Genomic DNA, 22,304 nt, shown 5'->3' on the forward strand with positions numbered 1-22,304 from the left:
TTGTCTCGCGCCAAATCGAACACGGAAAGACAAAAAAAGTAGTCAAAATGAACCAAATTGTATCATTTGGAGTTAAATATTGTTTTTTGCATAATTCCAGTTAAATGTTTCGAAATAAATATGCATTGTAGTCAAACAAGCTGTAGAGGCGATTGATGGGATAATATAAGAATGGATAAAGTATGGATTGCGACTGCAAAGAATTTTGCACTCTCAGATGTTTCTGCTGCGGTTGGCTAGTTAGGTAACTAATAAAAGCGGATATTCTGTTAAAAAAAAGAATCCAAGAAGAATTGACTTGGCGCAAATTATAGACGAAACTAATTACAATTTGGTTCATTTTGACTAATTCCTCTACAATTCCTTTTGCCAAACCTCTGCAAACCGACGATGATTGCTCGAGGTATATAACACTGTGTGTTGAATGTTTCTATGTCCCAAATAGTCCTGTATCAGCCGCGTATCTGTCCCCCTGTTAGCCAAAGCATATCCGCATGAATGCCTCAACATATGTGGATTAAGAGAGACGGCGATACTTGCCAAGGAACCGAACTTCTTCATCATGTTATAAACTTGTTGGCGAGAAAGAGGACCGCCTTTTTGCGAGAGAAATATCCAAGGTGATTCGCAGCCACGCCATGTTACTCTTTCCTCTAGCCAAGCTTTTAGAAGCTTTATCTCTGAAGCCAAAAGTGGATGCGTTGTTTTTAAGCCGCTTTTTAGCCTGTTTACGTGCACGACTTTATCAATGAGATTGATATCCGAAAATTTTAAGTGGCAGAGCTCACTAACCCTGAAACCATGAATAAAACACATTTGAATAAAACACTCATCTCGCTTAGGGAAACTTCCTTTACGAGATGCCTCAAGCAAGCGATCTATTTCATTTTGTGTAAGATATTTTCTTTTCTTCACAGAAACACCTCCATATTTTAGGCCGTGTGAAAAATTACCGTCGATTTTCAAGCTTCTTGATATCAATAGTATTATCTCAAGTGAAACATAGTTAGGCAATATAATTAAGGTATAAATCAAGATGGTTTAATCCGTGTATTAATATCACAGCCTATTTATTGAACGACATAACTTAATTGCGGACACCATCTATTTTTCAAGCTATCTTTTCCATGCATAATAACTTTTAAATAAAAAACGAATCACATTCCAATATGGAAACATCTGATTTCATCATGTCAATAAAAATGACTATACATACTACTTATCACTCTCCCGTCTATTAAACCCGACTAAGAATGCATTTCACATCAGCATTGACCTGTTCGCGTCGTTGGCTAATACACTGCGACCTGGGTGATCCACTAATACGTTCTTCTATTTATCTCATATACTGAGCACAAAAAGATTGTGTGGTGTGGAAGTGGCTGAAGTGAAAATTTCAAAGCTCCTGTGCAAGTGTAAGCATCCAGTAAATCGAATTATTCAATTTTAGAGATCTTTCGGCATATAGAATGTGTCCTTTAAAGAGATCATCATGCGCAAAGCCCATTTTACTGAGCATCAGATCATCCTCGTACTGAACTCCGTCGAAGCAGATTGGACCGTCAAAAATGTTTGCCGCGAAGCAGGAATATCTGAGGCCTCGTACTACAACTGAAAAGCAAAGCGCGGCGGGAATTCACCCTATGATATTAAATAAATAAAATATTTTAAGGAGGAAATAAAACGAGTATGCTTACATTTTCTGGTATTAGGTTTCTTTGTTGTGCAATTTCCTCGCGGTTATCGCTTTGTCCCTTCGTTATTCAAACGTCATCGTTCGCTTCCTTTCAGTGGCGATTACCCTTTGGTGAGCTGATACGTGCTTAAGCCACATTCCCAAATATCCGGCATGCCCGCAGGCATGCCGGACGCCCCTCACCGCCCCTCTTTCTCCCCCAGGAAGAAATACCACAGCGGTATGGAAAGCAGCAGGGTGAACACCAGCGTATACAGCAGCACCATCAGGCTCTGCATGATCACCATCTGGGCACTCCAGGCGCCGATCGGCAGTTGGAATTGCTCGACGGTGCCGCCAAGGATCGCTCGGCCCATCACGCAGCCGACCGCCAGCGCCACGGTCGCCACCGCCGCGCGGAACTTACGCACCTCGGCGCGGCGGGCGGCCGCTTCCGGCGTTTCGTCCCGGTGGCTTTGCCGTTGGCCGCGCCAGCGCCACACGTCCACCAGTAGCAATGCCACGAGGCTCACGCCCATCACCGGCAGGCAATACCCCAGTACGGAAGCCACCAGCAGCGTGACGGCACGCGCCGGCAAGGAAAGTGCCAGCCAGGCGGCGACCAGCGTATGCACCGGATGCTGCGCCCCCGCCGCCGGGCGGCGACTCCACCACATGCGGTAACCCAACGCAATCATCAAGCACAGCCCAAGGCCGAACGCCGCCAGCAGCAGCTGATTCGGCAAGCCGAACAGAATGCCCATGTGGGCGTCGATGCCCCAGCGGGTCAGCTTGGCGATGAGCGGGAAGGTGTCGAACCGCACCTGATCGATGACGGCGAAGCTTTGCGGTGCGATGGCAACCGCGTCCACCTGCGTTGGCCAGCTGCGATCCACTTCGGTTACCGTCCAGGCTTTGCCCTCGCCTTTCGGCTGGCGCAGCTCGACCTTGGCGGCGCCTATTCCAGCGGCGCGCGCAGCGTGCAGCGCCCGATCCCAGTCGCCGTTTAGCGCATTGCTCTGCGCGGCAGGCCCCATCTTCATGCCCGGCATCATCCCGCGGTGCTCGGCGTGCGGATCGGCCGGCGTCTGCGGAGCATCGGCCTGCAAGCTGGTGTTGACCTGCGGCGTCAGCCAGCCCAGGTTGGCCCGCAGCGCGTCGATGTTGCCGCCGGCCCACTGCGACCAGGTCAGCCCGGTAGCCGAGAAGAACAGCAGCCCGGCCAGCAACGCCACGCCCAGCGTGATATGCCAATGGCGGCTGGCGGCGAAGCCCCCTTTCGCCCTTTTCAGCTTGCGCTTCGGCCGCGTCGCCAGCCACAGCGCCACGCCGCCCAGCGCGGCCACCCACAGCCAGGAGGCCGCCAGCTCGCTGTAGTTGCGCCCCAGATCGCCGAGCAGCAGGCTGCTGTGCAACTTATCCAGCCAGGTGCGCAGCGGCAGCACGCCGGAGGTGCCGTACACCGTCATATCGCCCTTGATCGCCAGGGTATAAGGATCGACAAACAGCGCGCGCGACTCGGAAGCGCCCAGATCGGCGCCCGCGACCTGTACGCGCGTGGTGTCCATTGCGCCGGGTGCCGGGCGCACGGCGTAAATGCGCGCCTCGTCACCCACCGCGCGGCGGGCGGCGGCGATCTGGTCAGCCAGCGATCTCGCCTGCCCGTGCGGTTCGGTGAAAAGCGCATCGCGATACAGCGCCTCTTCAAGCTGCGGCGTCAACACATACAGCGTGCCGGTCAATGCAGCGACCAGAATAAAAGGAGCGACCAGCAGGCCGATATAAAAATGCAGCCGTCTGATCAGGTTCAGCATCGCGCCACGCGGCGATGCGGCAGGTGGAGTTTTGGTTATTGAAGACATGGCCTTTCTCGTTTTTCAAACTGTGCGCGCAGGCAAACCGTCCGCAGCGATACGGACGGCGTTACCCATGATCAAGCAATAGGGAAAAACGGTTGGCCGGGCGGCCCGCGCGGGCTCGGCCGCAGAATAAGGCGCCGAATGGGCGGAGAAACGATGCGCGGCGCGCAAGGCAGGCGCGCGATGCGCGCCATCAGCCACAGCAGCGGGACGAATGTCCACAGCAGCAGCGGCACGTGGATCAGCAGCTCGCAATAGCCGCAGAAAATCATCTCCGCAGGATCCATGCCGTGGTGGCCGGCATGCTCGGCAGCGGGCATCGCCATCGCGTGCATGTCGTGCGGCATGGCGGCGTCCGTTTGCATCATGCCGCCCATCATCGGGTGGTGCATCAGCGATTTCGACACCACCGGCGCCACAAACAGCAACAGCACCGCCATAATGGCGATGCAGGCGGTAAAGCGTTGCTGTAGCTGACGTGGCACTCTCATCGCGGCGGCGAATTAACCCGGTCGGTGGCGAACAAGCGGCCAGTGTAACCCGCGATGCGCGATGAGGTGAAAAAAAAGTCAGGTTTGTCTTACGCGCCCCCGGCGGCGGCGATCACAGCACCCGCGAATAGACCCGCGAGGCTTCGCCCCAGGGGTGATACCCGAGCCCGTTATAAACGAAGCCGCTACGCTCGTAGTACCCTTCCAGATCGGTGCACAGGTGCAGCTGCGGGAAGCCCAACCGGCGGGTTTCCGCCGCCACATGCTCAATCAGTTTGGCGCCGTAGCCACGGCCGCGCTGCACTTCCTCTACATAGAGCGCGCACAGCCAGGGATACAACTCCCCACGGCTGATAAAGTCGTTGGTGATGAGCCCCGCGCAGCCGAGGATCTGGTCATTTTCCATCAGCAGGTACCACTGCGGCAGTGGGTTGGCGGCGCCGAGGCTGCGGTTGATGGCGTCTTCATACATCATCAGCGTCTCTGCCGTGGCCCAGTGCCGCTGAAAATACGCAATGGCGCGCGGCGCCAGCTCGGGCGCTTGCCGCACCGAAATCATGTCCATCGTCATTCCCGTTATTCATGTTGTCAGCGTAGAATTATGCAGCAATATGCACGGTTTGGCAGCGGCATTCCGCCGCCGTCATTCACTAAGGAGTCATCATGACGCAAAACATCTATGACAATCAGGCCTTCTTCGACGGCTATGCGCAGCTCAGCCGCTCGCAGCACGGCCTGGACGGCGCGCCGGAATGGCCCGCCATCCGCCGCATCCTGCCGGATTTGCAGGGCAAAAGCGTGGTCGATCTCGGCTGCGGCTACGGCTGGTTCTGCCGCAGCGCGCGCGAACAGGGCGCAGCCAGCGTGCTGGGGCTGGACGTTTCGGAAAAAATGCTGGCCAAGGCGCGGGAGATGACCGCCGACGCGGGCATCGAGTACCGTCGGCAGGATTTGGCGCAGCTGCAGCTGCCGCCGGAAAGTTACGATCTGGTCTACAGCTCGCTGACGCTGCACTACCTCGAGGATCTGGCCGCGTTGTTCGCCACGGTTTACGCCGCGTTGAAACCCGGCGGGCAGTTCATCTTCACCGCCGAGCACCCGATTTACACCGCCCCGGCGCAGCAGGGCTGGCTGACCGACGGCAACAGGCAGAAATCCTGGCCGGTGAACGGCTACCAGCGAGAAGGCCAGCGCGTTTCCAACTGGCTGGCGGAAGGTGTCATCAAGCAACACCGCACGCTCGGCGGCTATATCAACCCGCTGGCGCAGCAAGGGTTTATCATCCTGCATTTGAACGAATGGGGCCCCAGCGCGCAGCAAATCGCCGCTAATCCGGCGCTGGACGAAGAGCAGGAGCGCCCGATGATCTTCATTCTCGCCGCCCGCAAACCCGCCTGATTGATCCGCAGTAAACCGTTCACATCACCACAGTTGGGGAGGCTGCCTCCCCCAACGGCTATTATGCCGGCAGCGCCGCCCCGTGCGCCGCGAAGTGCGTCAGCGCCTCGCCTTCCATACGATAGCGCACCCACTCGCCCTGCGGCTGCGCGCCGATGCTGAGGTAGAAATCGATGGCCGGTTGGTTCCAGTCCAGCACGCTCCACTCCAGGCGGCCGCACTGCCGTTCGCACGCCAACTGGGCGATGTGCCGCAGCAGCTTTTTACCGGCGCCCGCGCCGCGATGCTTCGGCGCCACGTACAGATCTTCCAGATAGATGCCGTTTTTACCTAGCCATGTGGAGTAACTCATAAAGAACACCGCATAACCCGCCGGCTCGCCGTTCACCGTACAAATCAGCGCTTCGGAACAAGCGCCCGGCCCAAACAGGCTGCGTTCGATATCTTCCACGCTGGCCAGCACCTGCTCGCGCGCCTTTTCGTACACTGCCAGCTCGATAATCATATCCAGAATCAGTTTGGCGTCGCTTTTTTGCGCCGGGTAAATCTCGATGGTCATGGCAAATCCTGAGTGTGTTGATGACTGTGCTTGCCAGCATATCGCGCCTCAAATACTGTATGAACTGCATTTTCATCAACAGGTAATGAATATTATGCATCTGGATTTGAAGCGTCTCGATCTCAACCTGCTGCTGGTGTTTGAAGCGGTCTATCGGCTGCGATCGGTGACGCGCGCCGCAGCAGAGCTGGCCCTCAGCGCGTCGGCGCTGAGCCACGCGCTGATCCGGCTGCGCAAGGCGCTGGCGGACGAACTGTTCTACCGGGTCGGCAACGACATGCACCCGACGGTGTATGCCGACAGCCTGGCCCCGACCGTCAGCGAAAGCCTGGCGCTGCTGGCCAAAGGGCTGCATCCGCGCCCGCGCTTCGTCCCCGCCGAAAGCCGGGAGAGCTTCACCTTCGCCATTACCGATTACACCGCCTTCGCGGTGTTTCCCGCGCTGATGGCGCAGATGCAACGCCTGGCGCCGGGGCTGTCGTTCCAGCTGCGCTATTCCGAGCGTAAGGTAGCATTGAACGATCTGTTGGCGGGGCGCATCGACTTCGCGCTGGGCTTTACCGAAACCGACGGCGAAAGCTACCCGGAGATCGACGAGGTGAACTGGCTGGAGGATGAGTATGTGGCGATTTGTTCACCCGCCTTCAGCGTAAAATACGGCGAACTGACGCTGGAAAACTACCTGCGGGCGCGCCATCTGGTGGTGACACCGTGGAACGAACAGCGCGGCGTCATTGACTACCAGCTCGATAAGCTGGGGCTGCAGCGCGATATCGCCATCCGCACGCCTTCGCTGTTGGGAGCGCCGTTCATCGTCGCCGACAGCGAACTGGTGATGAGCATGCCGCGCTACGCCGCGCAAAAATTGCGGCAGGCGGCGGCGCTGGATATCCACCCCCTGCCGTTTCCGGTGCCGCCGTATCAGATCAAAATCTACCTGCACCGCAAGAACGGCCGGCCAGAGGCCTGCCGCTGGTTGCGGCAACAGCTGCAGGCGTTGGCGGCGTTATAGCGCGGGTTCGCCGATCGGCAGATACCCCTGCCACAGCGGCCGGGCCGGTTTGCCGTGCGGGTTGGCCCGCAGATGCACGTGGTAGCCCTGCAGCGCCTGCAACAGCAGGCAGTCGTCCACCTCGGCCAGGTCATCCTTGTGCTGCTGCGCGCTGTCCGTCAGCAGCACCCGTTTGGCTTTGTCCTTCGCCTCGTCGACGGAACGCGCCACAAACAGGCCGAACTGGTGCAATTCCGCCAGCTCATCGCTGCGGTAGCCGCCCACGTTGACGAAAAACAGCTTCTCTTCACCGGCGAACGGCGCAGGCTCCAGGCTCACGTCGTAACCGTCCGCCCAGTCGATGCGCGCATAGCCGTCGACATGCACCTTGCGCTTATCGCCGAACCACTTTTCACGCAGCAACGGATACGCCTCTTCCGGCCGATCCGCCGCCGCGAACTGCACGTCGTGCAGCTCAATATTGGCGCCCGGCGCCGTACCGCCCACATAAAACATCAATAATCCCGGCATGTTATTCTGCTCTCCTTGGTGATAATCGCTATATAAAATAATACATAACGAAACTCGTGCCAACGGCAGCGCCATTCTGTGTTATCAATAGGTGAGGTTTAATCTGTTGTGGAGGAACGCATGGCATTCAATATCGGTGATTTTGTTCAACGCACCACCGGCGGCCCAAAGATGACCGTGGTGGCGATCGACGGTGAAACCCTGGTTTGCAGCTGGAATGAACTGGGCAAAGAGCAGCGCACGGAGGTGCAGGCCAGCGACGTGGCGCTGTACCACGAAGACGGCGATTTCGGCGTCTGCTGAATGACCGGGGCGCACCGCGCCCCGTTATCGCCTCAGGCGCGAATGTCCTGATAGGCCGGCGTGGTATCAAACTCATGCTTGGCGAACGGGCAGAGCGGAATGATTTTACGCCGCTCCGCGCGCATCTTCTCCACCACCAGCGCCACCAGCTTTTTGCCGACGCCCTGCCCCTTCAATGACTCATCCACCCAGGTGTGATCGATAATGGTCAGCTTGTCACCGCTCGGCACGAAAGAGATCTCGGCGATCAGCTTGCCCTGCTCGTCATTGATATAAAAACGCTTGTCGTCTGCCAGTATTTTATGTTCCATATTATTTCTCCCTATATTTAAGTGCGCCGCTGGGGCAGGTGTCGATAACGCGTTTCACCTCCGCCGCGTCGGCATTGTCCGGCATAATCCACGGGCGGCGGTTCAGGGTAAAAATAGCCGCGTTGCCACGCACACAGTTGGCGGAATGGCGGCATGTCGCGCTGTTAAAATAAACGTCAATCTTGTCGCCGGAATAACGGCGGTAACCGGCGGCGGTCAATTCCTCGTCCATTTTGGCCTCACATTGCCTGTTTTATTGTTTTTGCTCCAGGCTCAAGTATAGGCAATGCCGCCGGCTTCACCACGCGTCTCGCTCACCGAAAAAGTGGCGCAACCGCCCGCCGCCGCTAGAAAAAAACGTAAATTGTTCTAATCTTTATTCAGTAAGACAACATCATTCCGACAGTGGCTAAGGAGTTCGAAATGGGTGATAGCTCAAAAGACGGCGTAATTCTGCTGTCCCGCATATTACTGATGGTTCTGTTTATCATTTTCGGCTGGATGAAACTGGTCAACTTCGGTGCGACCGTCACGGCGATGGAAGGCTACGGCACGCCGATGCCTTATTTAGCGGCGATCGTTGCCGTGGTGGTGGAGTTTATTTTCGGCATCGCGCTTATTCTCGGTCTGTTTACTCGCCCTATCGCGGTCATTTTCGCCCTGTATGTGTTGGGCACCGCGTTTATTGGCCATCCGTTCTGGAAAATGACCGGCATGGAAATGATGGGCAATGAAATCAACTTCTTTAAAAACATCAGCATCATTGGCGGCTTGCTGTTGCTGGCGGTAACCGGCGCCGGCCGTTATTCGCTGGACTATAAAATATTTAATAAATAATTCATCGATGGCCGGCGATATTCGCCGGCCATTTTATTTCGGCTATCCCTTCAACGGCTGCGCTTGGCGTGGCGCTCAAAGTTTTCCGCCTTGGCCTGCGCCGATTTACGCAGCGTGACATAGCAGGCGCCCTCGCCGCCGTCGCGCGGTAAGGCACGGCAAAACGCCTGAACCTGTTCAAACTGCGCCAGCCATTTGGCGACGTAACTGCGCACGATATTCGGATGGCTTTCGTTCTGCCGTCCGCGGCCGTGCACGATCAGCAGCGAACGCAGGTTTTGCGCCTCCGCCTGCACGATGAAGCGAAACAGCGCCTGCCGGCTGGCTTCGACCGACTGACGCAGCAGGTTCAGCGACGCCTGCGGCGGATAACGCCCGTTGCGCAGCTTGTCCAGCACGCCCTGTTGAATGCCTTCCCCTTTGAACTCCAGCGGCTGTTCGCAGGGGATCACCTCGAGAAAATCGGTACTGAGGAAGTTTTCCTGCATCAGCCGCTGCGCTTCGCGCCGCGCGCTTTTGTCCATCGCCTCCTGCGGCTTGAGGTACAGCGTCTGCCGTCCGCTCGCCAGCGGCACCACGTCCGCCATCGCCTGTTCAAAAAAGTCTTTTTCCTGCTCGCTCATCTTCCACCTCTCTTGAACGGCAGCCTTTACGGCCGGGAATGGGGTCGATTGTAAGACGCCTTGGCGCGGTTGCAAGCCGGGAATTGTCAGCGGCATTTGTCTCATTTGTCGTCAACGGGTGAGCTTGCGAACAGTTTTCGCTATACTGCTAAGCCATCATTGAGTGCCGCAAAGGATCGAGCCCATGACAATGCGCGAGCTGGAAATCCAGTTTCAAAATGCGATGAATGAGTTGCAGAGCAGCTTCGAACGGCAACACCGCGAATGGCAGCAGAGCTACCAGGCGCTGCAGCAACTGCTGGAAGAAGCCAAACAGCGCGAAGCCGCACTGCGGGCGCAGAATGAACAACTGGCGCGCAAGCTGAGCACCGCCAGTTCGGTACCGGAACAGCATGCGCTGGTGAAGCAGATCAAAATGCTCGGCGCTCATCTGGACGCGCTGGCCAAAGACGCGGCCACCTTCAATCACCACCTGCGCCAACAGAGCGCGGTCGGTAATTTCAGCGGCGAACAGCATTGATAGCGGGCGCTGTCGCACAGCGCCTCCCGCCCCTCTTCTGGCGTATTGAGAGTGTAATAAAGCCTAAATGACCTGGATCATCCTCGCCGCCCTGATCGTCGTATTCATTATCGGTTACCGCATCCTGACGTCCGACACCCGCAAAGCCATCGATTCGCTGGCCCATCTGCTGAGGGTCAAACCAATGCTGATCGAATCGATGATCCAGGAAATGGGCGGCCGCCAAAGCCAGACCTTTATTCGCATGCTGAACAACGGCTACACCGAAGAGATGCACCAGGCGGCTTATCTGCTGTTCATCTACCTGACGTTCATCAAACAGGCGGACGACGAACAGATTGCCCTGTGGCGCGACGTGCTGCTGCGCGCCGGGCTATCGCCGGAGCTGCACGCCGAGCACACCGAAGCGGCGCTGTTTTACTTCGCCGAACTGGATATCGATGCGTTTGAACTGGCGCAGTTCCGTCGCGCCTACAACGAGCGTTTCAACCGCGAAGCGTTGGCCCACGGCTGATCGCGTCCCCCGAAACGGGGGACCGATTACAGGAACATGCTGAAGAGGTAGCGCGACAGCGCTTCGCGCGAGCTGAAGCCGTGTGCGATGCCGTAACGCAGGTTCGGGGCGTCGCCGCTTAAATCCAGGGGAAATTCCAGATACTGCTCGCTGGTGCGCACCGGGGAGGTTGGCGTGGCGAAATGCACGCTTCTCTCTTTCAACGCCGGGTGGATCACCAACGCGGTTCTGCCCATCCGCGCTTCGCGGTTCACATACACGTAGTGTGCACCCTTGCGGTAGCCATAGGCCTGATCGGTGACATAATCACGCTCAAAGCCGGTATTCTCCAACACTTTAGCCACTTCATCCGGCCGTAAATACATCGATTCCTCCTCTCATTCTGGACCGCTGAGCGACCTTACCGTAATCATTCACCGAAACAATGATTTTCTGGGGAGGAATCCGGGTTTCGGACTATTCCTGAATCAAGCCCGGCTGCGCTGCAGCAGGCGCAGAGTGAGCATAACCCCGAGCGCCACCAGCAGCGCCGCCGCCAGATAGATCGACGGCACGCCCGCTTGCCCAATCAGCAGCCCGGCCAGCGGGCCGGTGATGCCCAGCGCCAGGTCGAGGAACGCCGAATAGGTGCCGAGCGCCGTGCCCTGATTCTGCGGCGGCACCTGTTTCACCGCCTCGACGCCCAGCGCCGGGAACACCAGCGAGAAACCGGCGCCGGCCAGCAACGCGCCGGTTTGCACCATCCAGGGCTCACCGGCCAGCCAGATCAACAGCAGCCCGACGATCTCGACCAGAAACGACGCCAGCGTCACCTTCAGACCGCCGTGGCGGTTGATGACGTTGCTGAAGATCAGGCGGATGCCGACGAAGGCGCAGCTGAACAGCGTCAGCGAAAACGCCGCGCCGCTCCAACCTTTGTCGGCATAGTAAAGCGTGATGAACGTGGCGATCACGCCGAAGCCGACGGTGCCCATCGCCAGCCCGAGGCCATAGGCCCAAATGCGACCGAACACCGCGCGAAAGGCGATGCGCTGCCCGGCGGCGATCGAGACGTCCGGCTTGCCGCTCGCCAACAGCAGCGCCACCGCGACCGCCAGCACGATCAGCGCCGCCACCCCGGCCAATCCCCACTGCTGATTCAGGTATACGCCGAGCGGCGCCCCGGCCGCCATCGCCCCGTAGGTGGCAACGCCGTTCCAGGAAATCACCCGCGCGGTGTGCATCGCTCCGACCCGGCCGATGCCCCACAGCGTGGAACCGGTGCTGGCGAAGCTTTCGCCGACGCCGAGAAACACCCGCCCCACGCACAGCAACAGCAGGCTGAGCCACGGGTAACCGTCAACGCCGAATGCCAGCGCGTAAAACAGGCCGCTGGCGCCGCAGCACGCCAGGCCGAACAGCACCACCTTCTTCGGCCCCAGCTGATCGGCATAGCGCCCGGCGTGCGGGCGGCTGAACAGCGTGGCGAAGTACTGCGCGCTGATGATAAGGCCCGCCAGCACCGAGTTGTAGCCCAGATGCTCATGCACAAATCCCGGCAGCACCGCCAGCGGCAGGCCGATGGTCAGGTAGCAGACGAAGGTGAACATCACCACGGACAGAATGCGTCGGTTCAGCTGGAGGTTATTTTCTGCGGTCATCGAAGGTGGCTCGCATCGGACGGGGTAGACAGAGATTGCCAGCATACCCCGATGGGATCTGATGATAAATGAGAGAGTTATAACGAATTATTATTTCGCTAACGATTTTGCCGCCACCCGCGCGCGCAGAAAATCGATAAACGCCCGTACCTTTTCCGGCACATGGCGGGTGTTCGGGTAGAGCGCATAGATGCTCTGCTCGGGGAAACGGTGATCCGGCAGCAACCGCTGCAGCCGGCCGGCGTCGATTTCGGGCTGTGCCAGCCACGCCGGCAGCAGCGCCACCCCGGCGCCATGCAGGGCGAACGCCAGCAATGCCGCGGCGCTGTCGCCAGTGAGCGTGGCAGCGTCCGCGACCTTGAACAGCACCGCTTCGCGCTGCGGCGTGGCCACCTGCCAGCTGAGCGGTGAACTGAGCCGGCTGTGGGCGATCCACTGCGCCTGCGCCAGATCCGTCAGCGAATGAATCGGTCGGTCGGCCAGATAACCCGGCGACGCCACCGGAAAAATGGCGAAGCTGTCGATCAGCGCCGCGCGGTGGCTGGAGTCCGCCAGCTGGCCCAGGCGGATCGCCACGTCAAAGCGCTCCGAGATCAGATCGGCATGATAAGAAGAAGAGACATGCTGGATGCGCAGCCGCGGATGCTGCCGCGAAAAAGCCGCCAGCGCCGGCACCACCACCTGCGCGCCGTACTCCGGCGTGCTGGTGATGCGCAGCACGCCGCTCAGCCCGTGATGATCGCGGCGCACGTCGTCCAGCACGTTTTCCGCCTCCTGCAGCAGCTGCAGGCTGCGCTGGTAAAAGCGTTCGCCGGCGTCGGTCAGCGACAGCCGCCGGGTGCTGCGCGCCAGCAGTGACACCCCCAGCTCGTTTTCCAGCTGTTTGACGTTAAAACTCACCACCGCCTTGGTTTGCCCCAGCGCCGCCGCTGCCGCGGTAAAGCTGCCCGCTTCCACCACCGCCGCAAAGATCGCCAGGCGCTGCAAATTCAGCATTTCGCCGCCCTTATTGTCAAAATCATTTTGACAGTGTAATCGCCCGCCGCCGATTTATCCGCACTTTTCCCCCCGATACACTGCTCGCCTTCAACCGGAGGCACCATGTCTTATCGCAGCAAAGTGGCAATCGTCTATCTGCTCGGCTTTTTCGTCGATCTGATCAATATGTTTATCGCCAACGTCGCCTACCCCGCCATCGGCCAGGCGATGCGGGCGTCGGTCAGCCAACTGGCGTGGGTCAGCAACGGCTATATTCTCGGCCTGACGCTGGTGATCCCCCTCAGCGCCTGGCTGGCGCAGCGCATCGGCGGGCGGCGGGTGTTCCTGCTGTCGCTGGCGCTGTTCATGCTGGCCACCCTCGGCGCGGGCAACGCCGACAGCATCGGCGCGCTGATCGGCTGGCGCACCCTGCAAGGCATGGGCGGCGGCTTACTGATCCCCATCGGCCAAACGCTGACCTACCAGCTGTACCGCAGCCATGAACGCGCCGGGCTGTCGGCGGCCATCATGTTGGTGGGGCTGCTGGCGCCGGCGCTGTCACCGGCGCTGGGCGGCTGGCTCGTCGATCGGCTGGACTGGCGCTGGGTGTTTTTCGCCAACCTGCCGCTGGCGGCCCTGGCCCTGGCGCTGGCGGCGCTGTGGCTGCGCGCGGAAACGTCGGCGGCGGTGCGTAAACCGCTCGACGGCAAAGGGCTGCTGAGCGCCAGCGCGGCGTTGACGCTGCTGCTGCTCGGCCTGACCCGGCTGAGCGAGGCCGGTCATCAGGCTTCCGGCGCGGCGCTGCTGGCCGCCGGCCTGCTGGTGCTGGCCTATTATCTGCGCCATAGCCTGCGCACCCCGCAGCCGCTGCTGAACCTGCGGCTGGTCGCCGATCCGCTGCTGCGCAACGCCATGGCGGTTTATTTGTGCATTCCCGGCCTGTTCATCGGCGTCAGCCTGGTGGCGATGCTGTATCTGCAAAACCTGCTGGGGATGCCCGCCGCCCAGGTCGGCGGCCTGATGCTGCCCTGGGCGCTGGCGTCGTTCCTGGCCATCACGCTGACCGGCAAAACCTTTAATCGCCTTGGCCCGCGGCCGCTGCTGATCGCCGGCTGCCTGTTACAAGGCGCCGGCATGCTGACGCTGGCGCAGATCGATCTGGCCGGCCAGCACGCATTGCAGATCGCCGCCTTCGCCCTGATGGGGTTTGGCGGCAGCCTGTGCAGCAGCACCGCGCAGAGCAGCGCGTTCCTGCAGATCCCCGACGCTCAGCTGGCGGACGCCAGCGCGCTGTGGAACATCAATCGCCAGCTCAGTTTTTGCCTCGGCGTGGCGCTGCTCAGCCTGCTGCTGAATTTGCTGCTGACCGGGCTGCCGCCCGCGGCGGCCTACCGCACCTGCTTCATTCTGGCGGGCACCAGCGTATTTATCCCGCTGCTGCTGTGCCTGCGCCTCGCCAACCGCGCCATCGTGCGCCAACTCAACGCTCAACAGGATGCTTTATGAACCCGTACTTTACCGAAGTGATCGACGCCCACATCGCCATTGAACGCTGGCTGGGCAAAGGGGCTGGAGAAGAACAGGCGCTGCTGGCGCGCTTTACGCCGGATTTCAGCATGATCGCGCTGAGCGGCGCTCCGCTGGATTTTGCCGCGCTGTGCGCCTTTTTCCGCGCGCATCGCGCCGCCAAACCGGGATTGGAAATCGAGATAGAAGAGATGAAGCTGGTGGCCGAATGGCCGACGGGCGCAGTAGTCAGCTACCGGGAAAAACAGAGCCTGCCGGGGCAAAGCGCCACGCTGCGCTATTCCACGGTGGTCTTTGAACGTCAGCCCAACGTACTCGGCTGGCGGCATTTGCACGAAACCGCCGCGGCGCAATAATTACAAAAAGCTGCCGGCCAAAAACAGTTCCCAACCGACGATCACCCCGCACAGGGTTACCGCACTGAAAATGACTTCAAACAGATAGCGATTGATCATCGTTCGTCGCCTCAAAAGAAGACACCCGGAAGAACCGGGTGTCTGGAGTACGGGCTGGAGAGTGCGGAACCTTTCGGTTCCGCAAACATCACTTAATTAAGCTTTTTTACCGGCTTTTTTGTGGTGTTTTTTAGCGGCCTGAGCTTTCTGCACTGGCGCTTTTTTGTGGTGTTTTTTAGCAGCCTGGGCTTTCTGAGCTGGCGCTTTTTTGTGGTGCTTTTTAGCGGCCTGAGCTTTCTGGGCTGGCGCTTTTTTGTGGTGCTTAGCTTTCTTGTGGTGCGTTGCTTTAGCTGGTGCTTTTTCAGCAGCAGCCGCTGGCGCAGCGGTAGTGGTGGTCGCAGCTGGCGCGGTGGTGGTAGCCGGAGCAGTAGCTGCAGTATCAGCAGCGAAAGCAACAGAAGACAGACCCATAGTGGCAGCAACGATCAGCGCTAATACTTTTTTCATCTTTAAATCCTCAGAGTGTTGTTTCGGTAAGCTCCGGTGGAGCCGTTGAAACAGATACTAGTGGAATCAAACTGCCGTTTCCGTGAGTGATTGGTTTCGCCGAGTAACCAAATGTACAACGTTTGTGAACGGCGCTTGTGAACCGCATCGGCGGGTATATGCTGAAGGAAGATGCCCCTCGTACAGGCTCGCTCACGCTATGAAAACCGTCTCGCTGAAACACGCGCCGGGCCGCTACGCCGGTCTGGCCCTCGCCGGTCTGCTGCTGCTGACGCTGCTCTACCTGTTCGTGCGGCACTGGGCCGAGTTTGTGCAGTATTGCATCAACTTCCAGATTTACATGCACCGCTATCTGGTGCTCTATCTGCTGCAGCAGCGTAACCAGCAATACAGCGGCGGGCTAATGCTGACGCTGGCCAGTTTCGCTTACGGCTTCCTGCACTCCATCGGCCCCGGCCACGGCAAGTTCGTCATCACCACTTATCTGGCCACCCACCGCGAACGGCTGAACGCCAGCCGGGCGATCACCCTGCTGGGCAGCCTGATGCAAGGCGTGGTCGCCATTGTGTTCGTGGTGGTGCTGGCGGTGGCGCTCAACCTGTCGATGGGCGATCTCAGCCTCAGCCGTTATTGGGTGGAAAAAGGCAGCGCGGTCTTCATCGCCGCCTTCGGCCTGATGGTGATCCTGCGCGCCAGCGGCTGGCGCTGGCGTCGGCGCCGCGCGCCGGTCATTCAGGCGCTGCACCCGGCGGACCACGCGCATAGCGCGGCGTGCGAGTGCGGCCACCGGCATCAACCCAGCGCGGCCGAACTGACCGGCGGCTGGCGCAACGCGCTGTGGCTGATCGTCTCCATCGGTATTCGTCCGTGCAGCGGCGCCATCCTGATTCTGGTGTTCGCCAACGCCATCGGCATGTTCACCTGGGGGGTGATCTCCGCCATGAGCATGGCACTGGGTACCGGGCTGTCGATCATGATCCTCGCCACGCTGGTGCACCACGCGCGCGAGCGCTTTCTGGCCCATCAACCCGGCCTGACAGGCTACTATCTGGCACAGGCGTCGCGTATCGCCGTGATGCTCGGCGGCGTGATCCTGATCCTGTTCGCGCTGGTGTTGTTCAATTCGGTGATCCCGGTCAGCGCCAACGGCGATTTTATCGCCGCCGGCTGCTAACGCCGGTAAATCGTCGTTTTTTTGCGTGATCGGCCACACAAATCTCGGCATGGTCTACACTTAAAAGACATGTGTCGAAATGGAGAGCTGAATGTTTAAGAAAGCGGAAAGAACAGAACGCGATATCGATCAGGACGTCACTCTGTTGGCCGATACGCTGGATGAAGTGTTGCGCGAGTCCGGTGACAAGACCAAAGAGGAACTGAAAGAGCTGCACAGTAAGGCGAAAGGCGTGCTGCGCGACGCCCGGGCGCGGTTCAATGGCTCCACCAGTCTGACACAGCATGCGCGCGACGCGGTCGATCAAGCAGACAGCTATGTGCGTGACAAACCTTGGCAGGGCGTAGGGATCGGTGCCGCCGTCGGCATCGTGCTCGGCGTGCTGCTGGCCCGGCGTTAACACCCCTGCAGTCATAAAGATAAAACAGATGTGCGTCTGGCCCGCGGAAATCGCGGGCCGTTTAATTGAGGCGTTTGAACAGCTGCGCCAGCCCCTGCACCGCCCGCTCCGTCTCCTCTTGCCGAGTGAAATTGGCGAACCCCAGCAGTAACCCCTGCCCCGCCGGATGATCGATTCGCCAGTCCGATAACGCCTGCACCGCCAACCCCTGTTGCCAGGCTTGCGCCGCCAACGGCGTATCCGCCACCCCGTCACGCAGCCGGGCCAACAGCTGAATGCCGCCCTGTTGCGGCACCGCCGTCAGCCACGTCCCCAGCTGCCGTTCCAGCGCCTGCGTCAGCCACTCACGCCGCTGGCGGTACAGCGGCCGCATGCGTTTCAGGTGGCGGTAGAAATGCCCTTGCCGGATAAAATTCGCCACGCCGGCCTGCAGCAGCGGCGGGCAGCCGCAGCCACGTAGCCGGCTGCTGCGCGCAAAGGCCTCCGTCAGGCCGGCGGGCACCACCAGGTAAGCCATGCGCAGCGCCGGGAACAGCGTTTTGCTGAAGGTGCCGGCGTACAGCACCCGCCCCTGAACATCGAGGCTTTTCAGCGGCGGCAATGGCCGCCCGTGATAGCGAAACTCGCTGTCGTAGTCATCTTCCAGGATCCAGGCCCTGCGCTGCTGCGCCCAGTCGAGCAGCGCCATGCGCCGCGCCAGGCTGAGCGTGACGCCGAGCGGGCTTTGATGGGTTGGCGTCACCACCGCCAGCCGCGCCTCAGGCGCCGTCAGCCTACCGGCGGCCACGTCCATGCCTTGTTCATCCACCGGCACGGCGATCGGCCTGACGCCGGCGGCCCGCAGCAGCGGGCGCGTGACCGGATAGCCGGGATCTTCGATCCATACCGCGTCGCCGGCGTGCAACAGCGTCTCCACCACCCAGTCCAACAGCGCCGGATAGCCAGCGCAGAGGAAAACCTGCTCCGGCCTGCAGCTGATGCCGCGCGACAAATGCAGATAATGGGCGATCGCCTCACGCAGCTCAGGCAGGCCGCCGGCCGGCGGCAGCGCCAGGGAAGACACCGTGGAACCGCGCAGCTGGCGGGCGACAATGCGCTGCCATAACGCCCGGGGAAACGCGTCCAACGCCGGCACGCCCAGTTGGAAAGGCTGCAGCATGCCCTGCGGCTGCAGCGGATCGGGCGCCATCGCCGCCAGCGGCGGCGCAGCGGATACCCTGCCCGGCGGCACGTGCGGCAGCTGCGGCGAGACATAGGTGCCCGCCTGCCCGCGGCTCTGCAAGAAACCTTCGGCAATAAGTTGCGCGTAGGCGCTTTCCACCGTGGCGCGCGCCACGCCCAGATCGCTCGCCAACCCGCGCACTGAGGGTAATCGGCTGCCCGCCGCCAGGCTGCCCTGGGCGATGGCGTCTTTAATCCGCAGGTAAATCTGCCGGTACAGCGGTTCCGCGAGCCGGTTGTCCAGCCGCAGCGAGGTCAGGAAAGATGGCATCATGGCCCGGTTAAATAATCATTTTATGGCTCTATAGCATAGACCATAAGGCCGCTAAAGTAGCGGCATGATTTCGTTACTACCGATTGAGGTTGACCATGATTAAGCAACGTTTGAACTATGCCGAGCTGGCGCCCGCCCCGTACAAAAATATGGTAAGCGCGCTGATGGCGCTGGAGAAAGGTGCCCTGGACAAGGCGACCATCGAGTTGATGTTTATGCGCGTTTCGCAGATCAACGGCTGCGCCTACTGCCTGGATATGCACGGCAAAGCGCTGCGCGAAAGCGGCTTCAGCCATGCCAAGCTGGATACGCTGGCGGGCTGGCGCGTCAGCCATGAGTTCAGCGAGCGCGAACGCGCCGCGCTGGAATGGGCCGAGTCGGTGACGCTGATCGCCGCCACCGGCGCACCGGACAGCGCTTTCGAGGCGCTGAAGGCGCACTTCAGCGATACCGAGATCGCCGATCTGACCTTCGCCATCAGCATCATGAACGCCTTCAACCGGCTGGCCGTCAGCATGCGCCAGTAATGCGCTCGCCTCCCCCTCTTCACTGAGAGGGGGAATTTCACACCCGCAAAAATTTTTTCCCTCGCCTTTTCCAGCCCCGGCGCGGCCTGCACCTCCAATCCGACAAAACACCATATATAGCGTGGTTGATAAAACAAATATCAACATATAGTATTTTATGGGTCAGCCGCAGGGAGTGTCGTTCGGTTGATAACGCCGTCAGAAACGCCAGGAACGATGCTCCGTTATCTGACTTGTCCGCCTTTCCTTCAGCCTAAAGGTAAATGCGAATCATGAGCATTATTATTTACAGTAAGCCGGACTGTGTCCAGTGCAACGCCACCTATCGCGCATTTGATAAACAGGGGATTGATTATCAGGTGATCGATCTCACCCAGGATCAGCAGGCGCTGAACCACGTTAAATCCTTAGGTTATCAGCAAGTTCCGGTGATTATCGCCGGTGACGATCACTGGTCCGGGTTCCGGCCGGACAAGATCGGCGCGCTGGCGCTCACCTGCTGAGGCCCGCCGATGAATCCGCTGGTCTATTTCTCCAGCAGCTCGGAGAACACCCATCGGTTCGTTGAGAAACTGGGCCTGCCGGCGATCCGCATTCCGATCGCCGGTGCCCGCAGCAAATTGCTGATGGAACAACCCTATATCTTGATCGTGCCCAGCTATGGCGGCGGCAGCGCCGTCGGCGCGGTGCCGATCCAGGTCATCCGCTTTCTCAACGTTCCGCAAAACCGTTCACACCTGCGCGGCGTCATCGCCGCCGGGAACACCAACTTCGGCGCAGCATACGGCATCGCCGGCGACATCATCGCCAAAAAATGCCAGGTGCCTTTTTTGTACCGCTTCGAGCTGCTCGGCACCGCGCAAGACGTTGAAAACGTTCGACAGGGAGTAACCGCATTTTGGCAACGACAGAACTGACCAGGCCCGAGACGGGCGCGCTGGATTACCATTCGCTCAACGCGATGCTCAATCTCTACGATGCGGAAGGCCGGATCCAGTTCGATAAAGATCGGCTGGCGGCGCGGCACTACTTCCTGCAGCACGTCAACCAAAACACCGTGTTCTTCCATAACCTGGAGGAAAAGCTGCGCTATCTGGTGGAGGAAGGCTACTACGAGCCGCAGGTGCTGGCGCAGTACGAATTCCCGTTTATCAAGCAGCTATTCCAGCAGGCCTACGCCAAAAAATTCCGCTTCGAGACCTTCCTCGGCGCCTTTAAGTATTACACCAGCTATACGCTCAAAACCTTCGACGGCAAACGCTATCTGGAGCGCTACGAAGATCGGGTATGCATGGTGGCGCTGACGCTGGCGGCGGGCGACACCGGGCTGGCGCAGGATCTGGTGGAAGAGATGATTTCCGGCCGCTTCCAACCGGCCACCCCAACCTTCCTCAACTGCGGCAAACGCCAGCGCGGCGAGCTGGTCTCCTGCTTCCTGCTGCGTATCGAAGACAATATGGAATCGATCGGGCGAGCGGTGAACTCCGCGCTGCAGCTGTCGAAACGCGGCGGCGGCGTGGCCTTCCTGCTGAGCAATATTCGCGAGGTGGGCGCGCCAATCAAGCGCATCGAGAACCAGTCCTCCGGCGTCATTCCGATCATGAAAATGCTCGAAGACGCCTTCTCCTACGCCAACCAGCTCGGCGCGCGCCAGGGGGCCGGCGCGGTGTATCTCAATGCCCACCACCCGGACATTCTGCGTTTCCTCGACACCAAACGGGAAAACGCCGACGAGAAGATCCGCATCAAAACGCTGTCGCTGGGGGTGGTGATCCCGGATATTACCTTCGAGCTGGCGAAGAACAACGAAGAGATGTACCTGTTCTCACCCTACGACGTCGAACGGGTGTACGGCGTGCCGTTTTCGGAGATTGCCGTCAGCGAGAAATATCGCGAGATGGTGGACGACAAGCGCATCCGCAAGTCGCGCATCAACGCGCGCGAGTTCTTCCAGGTGCTGGCGGAGATCCAGTTCGAATCCGGCTACCCGTACGTGATGTTCGAGGACACCGTCAACCGGGAAAATCCGATCGCCGGGCGCATCAACATGAGCAACCTGTGTTCGGAGATCCTGCAGGTCAACCGCGCCAGCACGTATCACGAGGATCTGAGCTACGATCGCATCGGCAAGGACATCTCCTGCAACCTCGGCTCGCTGAACATCGCCAAAACCATGGACGCGCCGGACTTCGGCAAGGCGATCGAGACCGCGATCCGCGCGCTGACTGCGGTGGCCGACATGAGCGATATCCGCTCGGTGCCGTCGATCGCCGAGGGCAACCGCAGCGCCCGCGCCATCGGGCTGGGCCAGATGAACCTGCACGGTTACCTGGCGCGCGAGCGCATTTTCTACGGCTCGGAAGAAGGCATCGACTTCACCAACCTCTATTTCTATACCGTGGCCTATCACGCCATTCGCGCCTCGAACCGGCTGGCGATCGAGCGCGGCGGCGCCTTCGACGGTTTTGAACACTCCCGCTATGCCAGCGGCGAGTACTTCGACAAGTACACCGAACGCGACTGGCTGCCGCAAACCGAGCGGGTACGCGAGCTGTTCGCCGCCGCCGGCATCGCCATTCCGGGCCGCGACGACTGGCGCGCGCTGCGCCAGTCGGTGATGCTGCACGGGCTGTACAATCAGAACCTGCAGGCGGTGCCGCCGACCGGTTCCATCTCGTACATCAACAACGCCACCTCCAGCATCCACCCGATCGTCTCGCGCATCGAGATCCGCAAGGAAGGCAAGATCGGCCGCGTTTACTACCCGGCGCCCTACATGACCAACGACAACCTGGCGTATTACCAGGATGCCTACGAGATTGGCCCGGAAAAGATCATCGATACCTACGCCGCCGCCACGCAGCACGTCGATCAGGGGCTGTCGCTGACGCTGTTCTTCCGCGATACCGCCACCACCCGCGATATCAACCGCGCGCAGATCTACGCCTGGCGCAAAGGCATCAAGACCATTTACTACATCCGCCTGCGCCAGATGGCGCTGGAAGGCACCGAGGTGCAGGGCTGTGTGTCCTGCTCGCTGTGAGGCAAC

28 protein-coding genes and 1 pseudogene are annotated in these 22,304 nt (G+C 59.7%); 15 read left to right on the top strand and 14 right to left on the bottom strand.

Annotation, left to right across the window (positions count from 1 at the left end; translation table 11 throughout):
* Positions 1 to 354 precede the first annotated feature (354 nt).
* Positions 355 to 915 carry a tyrosine-type DNA invertase gene (locus tag EKL15_RS02125; protein WP_072271062.1) on the bottom strand — a complete coding sequence of 187 codons (561 nt, stop codon included), beginning with the start codon at positions 913 to 915 and terminating at the stop codon, positions 355 to 357.
* Between the two features lie 577 nt (positions 916 to 1,492).
* Here EKL15_RS02125 and EKL15_RS02130 point away from each other — a divergent pair.
* Positions 1,493 to 1,612: pseudogene (locus EKL15_RS02130) on the top strand (transposase); the annotation flags it as partial.
* A 263-nt stretch (positions 1,613 to 1,875) separates the two neighbouring features.
* Here EKL15_RS02130 and EKL15_RS02135 read toward each other — a convergent pair.
* The 3 genes from EKL15_RS02135 to EKL15_RS02145 form a co-directional block, all read right to left on the bottom strand.
* On the bottom strand, positions 1,876 to 3,537 hold the full coding sequence (locus EKL15_RS02135; RefSeq protein ID WP_203088707.1) for a DUF2534 family protein: 1,662 nt from the start codon (positions 3,535 to 3,537) through the stop codon (positions 1,876 to 1,878).
* Between the two features lie 71 nt (positions 3,538 to 3,608).
* Positions 3,609 to 4,025 (bottom strand): DUF2946 domain-containing protein, encoded by a 417-nt coding sequence (locus EKL15_RS02140; RefSeq protein ID WP_194243131.1) that lies wholly within the window; start codon positions 4,023 to 4,025, stop codon positions 3,609 to 3,611.
* Positions 4,026 to 4,137: 112 nt separating this feature from the next.
* Complete coding sequence (locus tag EKL15_RS02145) at positions 4,138 to 4,590, bottom strand: GNAT family N-acetyltransferase (RefSeq protein WP_149571756.1); 453 nt, start codon at positions 4,588 to 4,590, stop codon at positions 4,138 to 4,140.
* 98 nt (positions 4,591 to 4,688) lie between these two features.
* On the opposite strand from EKL15_RS02145, the gene EKL15_RS02150 reads away from it, so the two are divergent.
* The gene (locus EKL15_RS02150; RefSeq protein ID WP_203088709.1) at positions 4,689 to 5,423 is read left to right on the top strand and encodes a bifunctional 2-polyprenyl-6-hydroxyphenol methylase/3-demethylubiquinol 3-O-methyltransferase UbiG; all 735 of its coding nucleotides are present in this window, start codon (positions 4,689 to 4,691) and stop codon (positions 5,421 to 5,423) included.
* A gap of 61 nt (positions 5,424 to 5,484) precedes the next feature.
* On the opposite strand, the gene EKL15_RS02155 is transcribed toward EKL15_RS02150, so the two are convergent.
* The gene (locus EKL15_RS02155; RefSeq protein ID WP_033649791.1) at positions 5,485 to 5,982 is read right to left on the bottom strand and encodes a GNAT family N-acetyltransferase; all 498 of its coding nucleotides are present in this window, start codon (positions 5,980 to 5,982) and stop codon (positions 5,485 to 5,487) included.
* An 85-nt stretch (positions 5,983 to 6,067) separates the two neighbouring features.
* Between EKL15_RS02155 and EKL15_RS02160 the strand changes: the two genes are divergently transcribed.
* Positions 6,068 to 6,994, top strand: coding sequence for a LysR substrate-binding domain-containing protein (locus tag EKL15_RS02160; RefSeq protein ID WP_169318699.1), 927 nt, complete (start codon positions 6,068 to 6,070; stop codon positions 6,992 to 6,994).
* Here the strand turns inward: EKL15_RS02160 and EKL15_RS02165 are convergent.
* Positions 6,989 to 7,504 (bottom strand): DUF1543 domain-containing protein, encoded by a 516-nt coding sequence (locus EKL15_RS02165; protein WP_070913755.1) that lies wholly within the window; start codon positions 7,502 to 7,504, stop codon positions 6,989 to 6,991. The two genes, EKL15_RS02160 and EKL15_RS02165, sit on opposite strands and share 6 nt — an antisense overlap.
* A 120-nt stretch (positions 7,505 to 7,624) precedes the next feature.
* Here EKL15_RS02165 and EKL15_RS02170 point away from each other — a divergent pair, with 120 nt between their 5' ends.
* Positions 7,625 to 7,807: a YodC family protein gene (locus EKL15_RS02170; RefSeq protein ID WP_025303973.1), complete on the top strand. Its 183-nt coding sequence runs from the start codon at positions 7,625 to 7,627 to the stop codon at positions 7,805 to 7,807.
* 32 nt (positions 7,808 to 7,839) lie between these two features.
* Here the strand turns inward: EKL15_RS02170 and EKL15_RS02175 are convergent, their stop codons facing one another.
* Positions 7,840 to 8,118 (bottom strand): GNAT family N-acetyltransferase, encoded by a 279-nt coding sequence (locus EKL15_RS02175; protein ID WP_063990620.1) that lies wholly within the window; start codon positions 8,116 to 8,118, stop codon positions 7,840 to 7,842.
* A 1-nt stretch (position 8,119) separates the two neighbouring features.
* Entirely contained in the window at positions 8,120 to 8,350 is a 231-nt protein-coding gene (locus EKL15_RS02180) for a (4Fe-4S)-binding protein (protein WP_087762386.1), read from the bottom strand.
* Between the two features lie 191 nt (positions 8,351 to 8,541).
* On the opposite strand from EKL15_RS02180, the gene EKL15_RS02185 reads away from it, so the two are divergent.
* The gene (locus tag EKL15_RS02185) at positions 8,542 to 8,955 is read left to right on the top strand and encodes a DoxX family protein (protein ID WP_016929826.1); all 414 of its coding nucleotides are present in this window, start codon (positions 8,542 to 8,544) and stop codon (positions 8,953 to 8,955) included.
* A gap of 50 nt (positions 8,956 to 9,005) precedes the next feature.
* Here EKL15_RS02185 and smrA read toward each other — a convergent pair whose 3' ends face one another.
* A complete protein-coding gene (smrA, locus tag EKL15_RS02190) occupies positions 9,006 to 9,578 on the bottom strand; it encodes a DNA endonuclease SmrA (protein ID WP_060425072.1) in 573 nt (190 codons plus the stop codon).
* 184 nt (positions 9,579 to 9,762) lie between these two features.
* On the opposite strand from smrA, the gene EKL15_RS02195 reads away from it, so the two are divergent.
* Entirely contained in the window at positions 9,763 to 10,098 is a 336-nt protein-coding gene (locus EKL15_RS02195; RefSeq protein WP_004928976.1) for an MbeD/MobD family mobilization/exclusion protein, read from the top strand.
* Between the two features lie 67 nt (positions 10,099 to 10,165).
* Positions 10,166 to 10,612: a DUF1198 family protein gene (locus EKL15_RS02200; RefSeq protein ID WP_025303978.1), complete on the top strand. Its 447-nt coding sequence runs from the start codon at positions 10,166 to 10,168 to the stop codon at positions 10,610 to 10,612.
* Between the two features lie 26 nt (positions 10,613 to 10,638).
* Here the strand turns inward: EKL15_RS02200 and EKL15_RS02205 are convergent, their stop codons facing one another.
* From EKL15_RS02205 to EKL15_RS02215, 3 genes are all read right to left on the bottom strand, one after another.
* Complete coding sequence (locus EKL15_RS02205; RefSeq protein WP_038872785.1) at positions 10,639 to 10,977, bottom strand: DUF2002 family protein; 339 nt, start codon at positions 10,975 to 10,977, stop codon at positions 10,639 to 10,641.
* 102 nt (positions 10,978 to 11,079) lie between these two features.
* Positions 11,080 to 12,252, bottom strand: coding sequence for an MFS transporter (locus EKL15_RS02210; protein WP_197848647.1), 1,173 nt, complete (start codon positions 12,250 to 12,252; stop codon positions 11,080 to 11,082).
* A 90-nt stretch (positions 12,253 to 12,342) separates the two neighbouring features.
* Entirely contained in the window at positions 12,343 to 13,248 is a 906-nt protein-coding gene (locus EKL15_RS02215; RefSeq protein WP_049200821.1) for a LysR family transcriptional regulator, read from the bottom strand.
* Between the two features lie 105 nt (positions 13,249 to 13,353).
* On the opposite strand from EKL15_RS02215, the gene EKL15_RS02220 reads away from it, so the two are divergent.
* Both EKL15_RS02220 and EKL15_RS02225 read left to right on the top strand, forming a co-directional pair.
* Complete coding sequence (locus tag EKL15_RS02220; RefSeq protein WP_147840214.1) at positions 13,354 to 14,736, top strand: MFS transporter; 1,383 nt, start codon at positions 13,354 to 13,356, stop codon at positions 14,734 to 14,736.
* Positions 14,733 to 15,113, top strand: coding sequence for a DUF4440 domain-containing protein (locus EKL15_RS02225; protein WP_049200826.1), 381 nt, complete (start codon positions 14,733 to 14,735; stop codon positions 15,111 to 15,113). The genes EKL15_RS02220 and EKL15_RS02225 overlap by 4 nt, the downstream gene beginning before the upstream one ends.
* A 195-nt stretch (positions 15,114 to 15,308) precedes the next feature.
* Here EKL15_RS02225 and asr read toward each other — a convergent pair whose 3' ends face one another.
* Entirely contained in the window at positions 15,309 to 15,659 is a 351-nt protein-coding gene (gene asr, locus EKL15_RS02230; RefSeq protein WP_004928953.1) for an acid resistance repetitive basic protein Asr, read from the bottom strand.
* Between the two features lie 199 nt (positions 15,660 to 15,858).
* On the opposite strand from asr, the gene EKL15_RS02235 reads away from it, so the two are divergent.
* Together EKL15_RS02235 and EKL15_RS02240 are read left to right on the top strand one after the other, a co-directional pair.
* Positions 15,859 to 16,833 (top strand): nickel/cobalt transporter, encoded by a 975-nt coding sequence (locus EKL15_RS02235; RefSeq protein WP_110158365.1) that lies wholly within the window; start codon positions 15,859 to 15,861, stop codon positions 16,831 to 16,833.
* A 91-nt stretch (positions 16,834 to 16,924) separates the two neighbouring features.
* On the top strand, positions 16,925 to 17,233 hold the full coding sequence (locus tag EKL15_RS02240; RefSeq protein WP_004928950.1) for a YqjD family protein: 309 nt from the start codon (positions 16,925 to 16,927) through the stop codon (positions 17,231 to 17,233).
* Positions 17,234 to 17,294: 61 nt separating this feature from the next.
* Here the strand turns inward: EKL15_RS02240 and EKL15_RS02245 are convergent, their stop codons facing one another.
* Positions 17,295 to 18,728 (bottom strand): PLP-dependent aminotransferase family protein, encoded by a 1,434-nt coding sequence (locus EKL15_RS02245; RefSeq protein WP_203088711.1) that lies wholly within the window; start codon positions 18,726 to 18,728, stop codon positions 17,295 to 17,297.
* Between the two features lie 95 nt (positions 18,729 to 18,823).
* Here EKL15_RS02245 and EKL15_RS02250 point away from each other — a divergent pair, with 95 nt between their 5' ends.
* The 4 genes from EKL15_RS02250 (at position 18,824) to nrdE (ending at position 22,298) form a co-directional block, all read left to right on the top strand.
* The gene (locus tag EKL15_RS02250) at positions 18,824 to 19,255 is read left to right on the top strand and encodes a carboxymuconolactone decarboxylase family protein (protein ID WP_015378864.1); all 432 of its coding nucleotides are present in this window, start codon (positions 18,824 to 18,826) and stop codon (positions 19,253 to 19,255) included.
* A gap of 272 nt (positions 19,256 to 19,527) precedes the next feature.
* Positions 19,528 to 19,758, top strand: coding sequence for a glutaredoxin-like protein NrdH (gene nrdH / locus EKL15_RS02255; RefSeq protein WP_004928934.1), 231 nt, complete (start codon positions 19,528 to 19,530; stop codon positions 19,756 to 19,758).
* Between the two features lie 9 nt (positions 19,759 to 19,767).
* Complete coding sequence (nrdI, locus tag EKL15_RS02260; protein ID WP_070913750.1) at positions 19,768 to 20,172, top strand: class Ib ribonucleoside-diphosphate reductase assembly flavoprotein NrdI; 405 nt, start codon at positions 19,768 to 19,770, stop codon at positions 20,170 to 20,172.
* Positions 20,154 to 22,298: a class 1b ribonucleoside-diphosphate reductase subunit alpha gene (nrdE, locus tag EKL15_RS02265; RefSeq protein ID WP_072265494.1), complete on the top strand. Its 2,145-nt coding sequence runs from the start codon at positions 20,154 to 20,156 to the stop codon at positions 22,296 to 22,298. Before nrdI ends, nrdE begins: the two co-directional genes overlap by 19 nt.
* Positions 22,299 to 22,304: the final 6 nt, after the last annotated feature.

The organism is Serratia sp. 4542 (assembly GCF_016805595.1).
Classification (GTDB): Bacteria; Pseudomonadota; Gammaproteobacteria; order Enterobacterales; family Enterobacteriaceae; genus Serratia; species Serratia nevei.

Coding starts and splice junctions, on each gene's coding strand:
- EKL15_RS02135 (WP_203088707.1), bottom strand. CDS start 3,537: ATGTCTTCAATAACCAAAACTCCACCTGCCGCATCGCCGCGTGGCGCG.
- EKL15_RS02140 (WP_194243131.1), bottom strand. CDS start 4,025: ATGAGAGTGCCACGTCAGCTACAGCAACGCTTTACCGCCTGCATCGCC.
- EKL15_RS02145 (WP_149571756.1), bottom strand. CDS start 4,590: ATGGACATGATTTCGGTGCGGCAAGCGCCCGAGCTGGCGCCGCGCGCC.
- EKL15_RS02150 (WP_203088709.1), top strand. CDS start 4,689: ATGACGCAAAACATCTATGACAATCAGGCCTTCTTCGACGGCTATGCG.
- EKL15_RS02155 (WP_033649791.1), bottom strand. CDS start 5,982: ATGACCATCGAGATTTACCCGGCGCAAAAAAGCGACGCCAAACTGATT.
- EKL15_RS02160 (WP_169318699.1), top strand. CDS start 6,068: ATGAATATTATGCATCTGGATTTGAAGCGTCTCGATCTCAACCTGCTG.
- EKL15_RS02165 (WP_070913755.1), bottom strand. CDS start 7,504: ATGCCGGGATTATTGATGTTTTATGTGGGCGGTACGGCGCCGGGCGCC.
- EKL15_RS02170 (WP_025303973.1), top strand. CDS start 7,625: ATGGCATTCAATATCGGTGATTTTGTTCAACGCACCACCGGCGGCCCA.
- EKL15_RS02175 (WP_063990620.1), bottom strand. CDS start 8,118: ATGGAACATAAAATACTGGCAGACGACAAGCGTTTTTATATCAATGAC.
- EKL15_RS02180 (WP_087762386.1), bottom strand. CDS start 8,350: ATGGACGAGGAATTGACCGCCGCCGGTTACCGCCGTTATTCCGGCGAC.
- EKL15_RS02185 (WP_016929826.1), top strand. CDS start 8,542: ATGGGTGATAGCTCAAAAGACGGCGTAATTCTGCTGTCCCGCATATTA.
- smrA (WP_060425072.1), bottom strand. CDS start 9,578: ATGAGCGAGCAGGAAAAAGACTTTTTTGAACAGGCGATGGCGGACGTG.
- EKL15_RS02195 (WP_004928976.1), top strand. CDS start 9,763: ATGACAATGCGCGAGCTGGAAATCCAGTTTCAAAATGCGATGAATGAG.
- EKL15_RS02200 (WP_025303978.1), top strand. CDS start 10,166: ATGACCTGGATCATCCTCGCCGCCCTGATCGTCGTATTCATTATCGGT.
- EKL15_RS02205 (WP_038872785.1), bottom strand. CDS start 10,977: ATGTATTTACGGCCGGATGAAGTGGCTAAAGTGTTGGAGAATACCGGC.
- EKL15_RS02210 (WP_197848647.1), bottom strand. CDS start 12,252: ATGACCGCAGAAAATAACCTCCAGCTGAACCGACGCATTCTGTCCGTG.
- EKL15_RS02215 (WP_049200821.1), bottom strand. CDS start 13,248: ATGCTGAATTTGCAGCGCCTGGCGATCTTTGCGGCGGTGGTGGAAGCG.
- EKL15_RS02220 (WP_147840214.1), top strand. CDS start 13,354: ATGTCTTATCGCAGCAAAGTGGCAATCGTCTATCTGCTCGGCTTTTTC.
- EKL15_RS02225 (WP_049200826.1), top strand. CDS start 14,733: ATGAACCCGTACTTTACCGAAGTGATCGACGCCCACATCGCCATTGAA.
- asr (WP_004928953.1), bottom strand. CDS start 15,659: ATGAAAAAAGTATTAGCGCTGATCGTTGCTGCCACTATGGGTCTGTCT.
- EKL15_RS02235 (WP_110158365.1), top strand. CDS start 15,859: ATGAAAACCGTCTCGCTGAAACACGCGCCGGGCCGCTACGCCGGTCTG.
- EKL15_RS02240 (WP_004928950.1), top strand. CDS start 16,925: ATGTTTAAGAAAGCGGAAAGAACAGAACGCGATATCGATCAGGACGTC.
- EKL15_RS02245 (WP_203088711.1), bottom strand. CDS start 18,728: ATGATGCCATCTTTCCTGACCTCGCTGCGGCTGGACAACCGGCTCGCG.
- EKL15_RS02250 (WP_015378864.1), top strand. CDS start 18,824: ATGATTAAGCAACGTTTGAACTATGCCGAGCTGGCGCCCGCCCCGTAC.
- nrdH (WP_004928934.1), top strand. CDS start 19,528: ATGAGCATTATTATTTACAGTAAGCCGGACTGTGTCCAGTGCAACGCC.
- nrdI (WP_070913750.1), top strand. CDS start 19,768: ATGAATCCGCTGGTCTATTTCTCCAGCAGCTCGGAGAACACCCATCGG.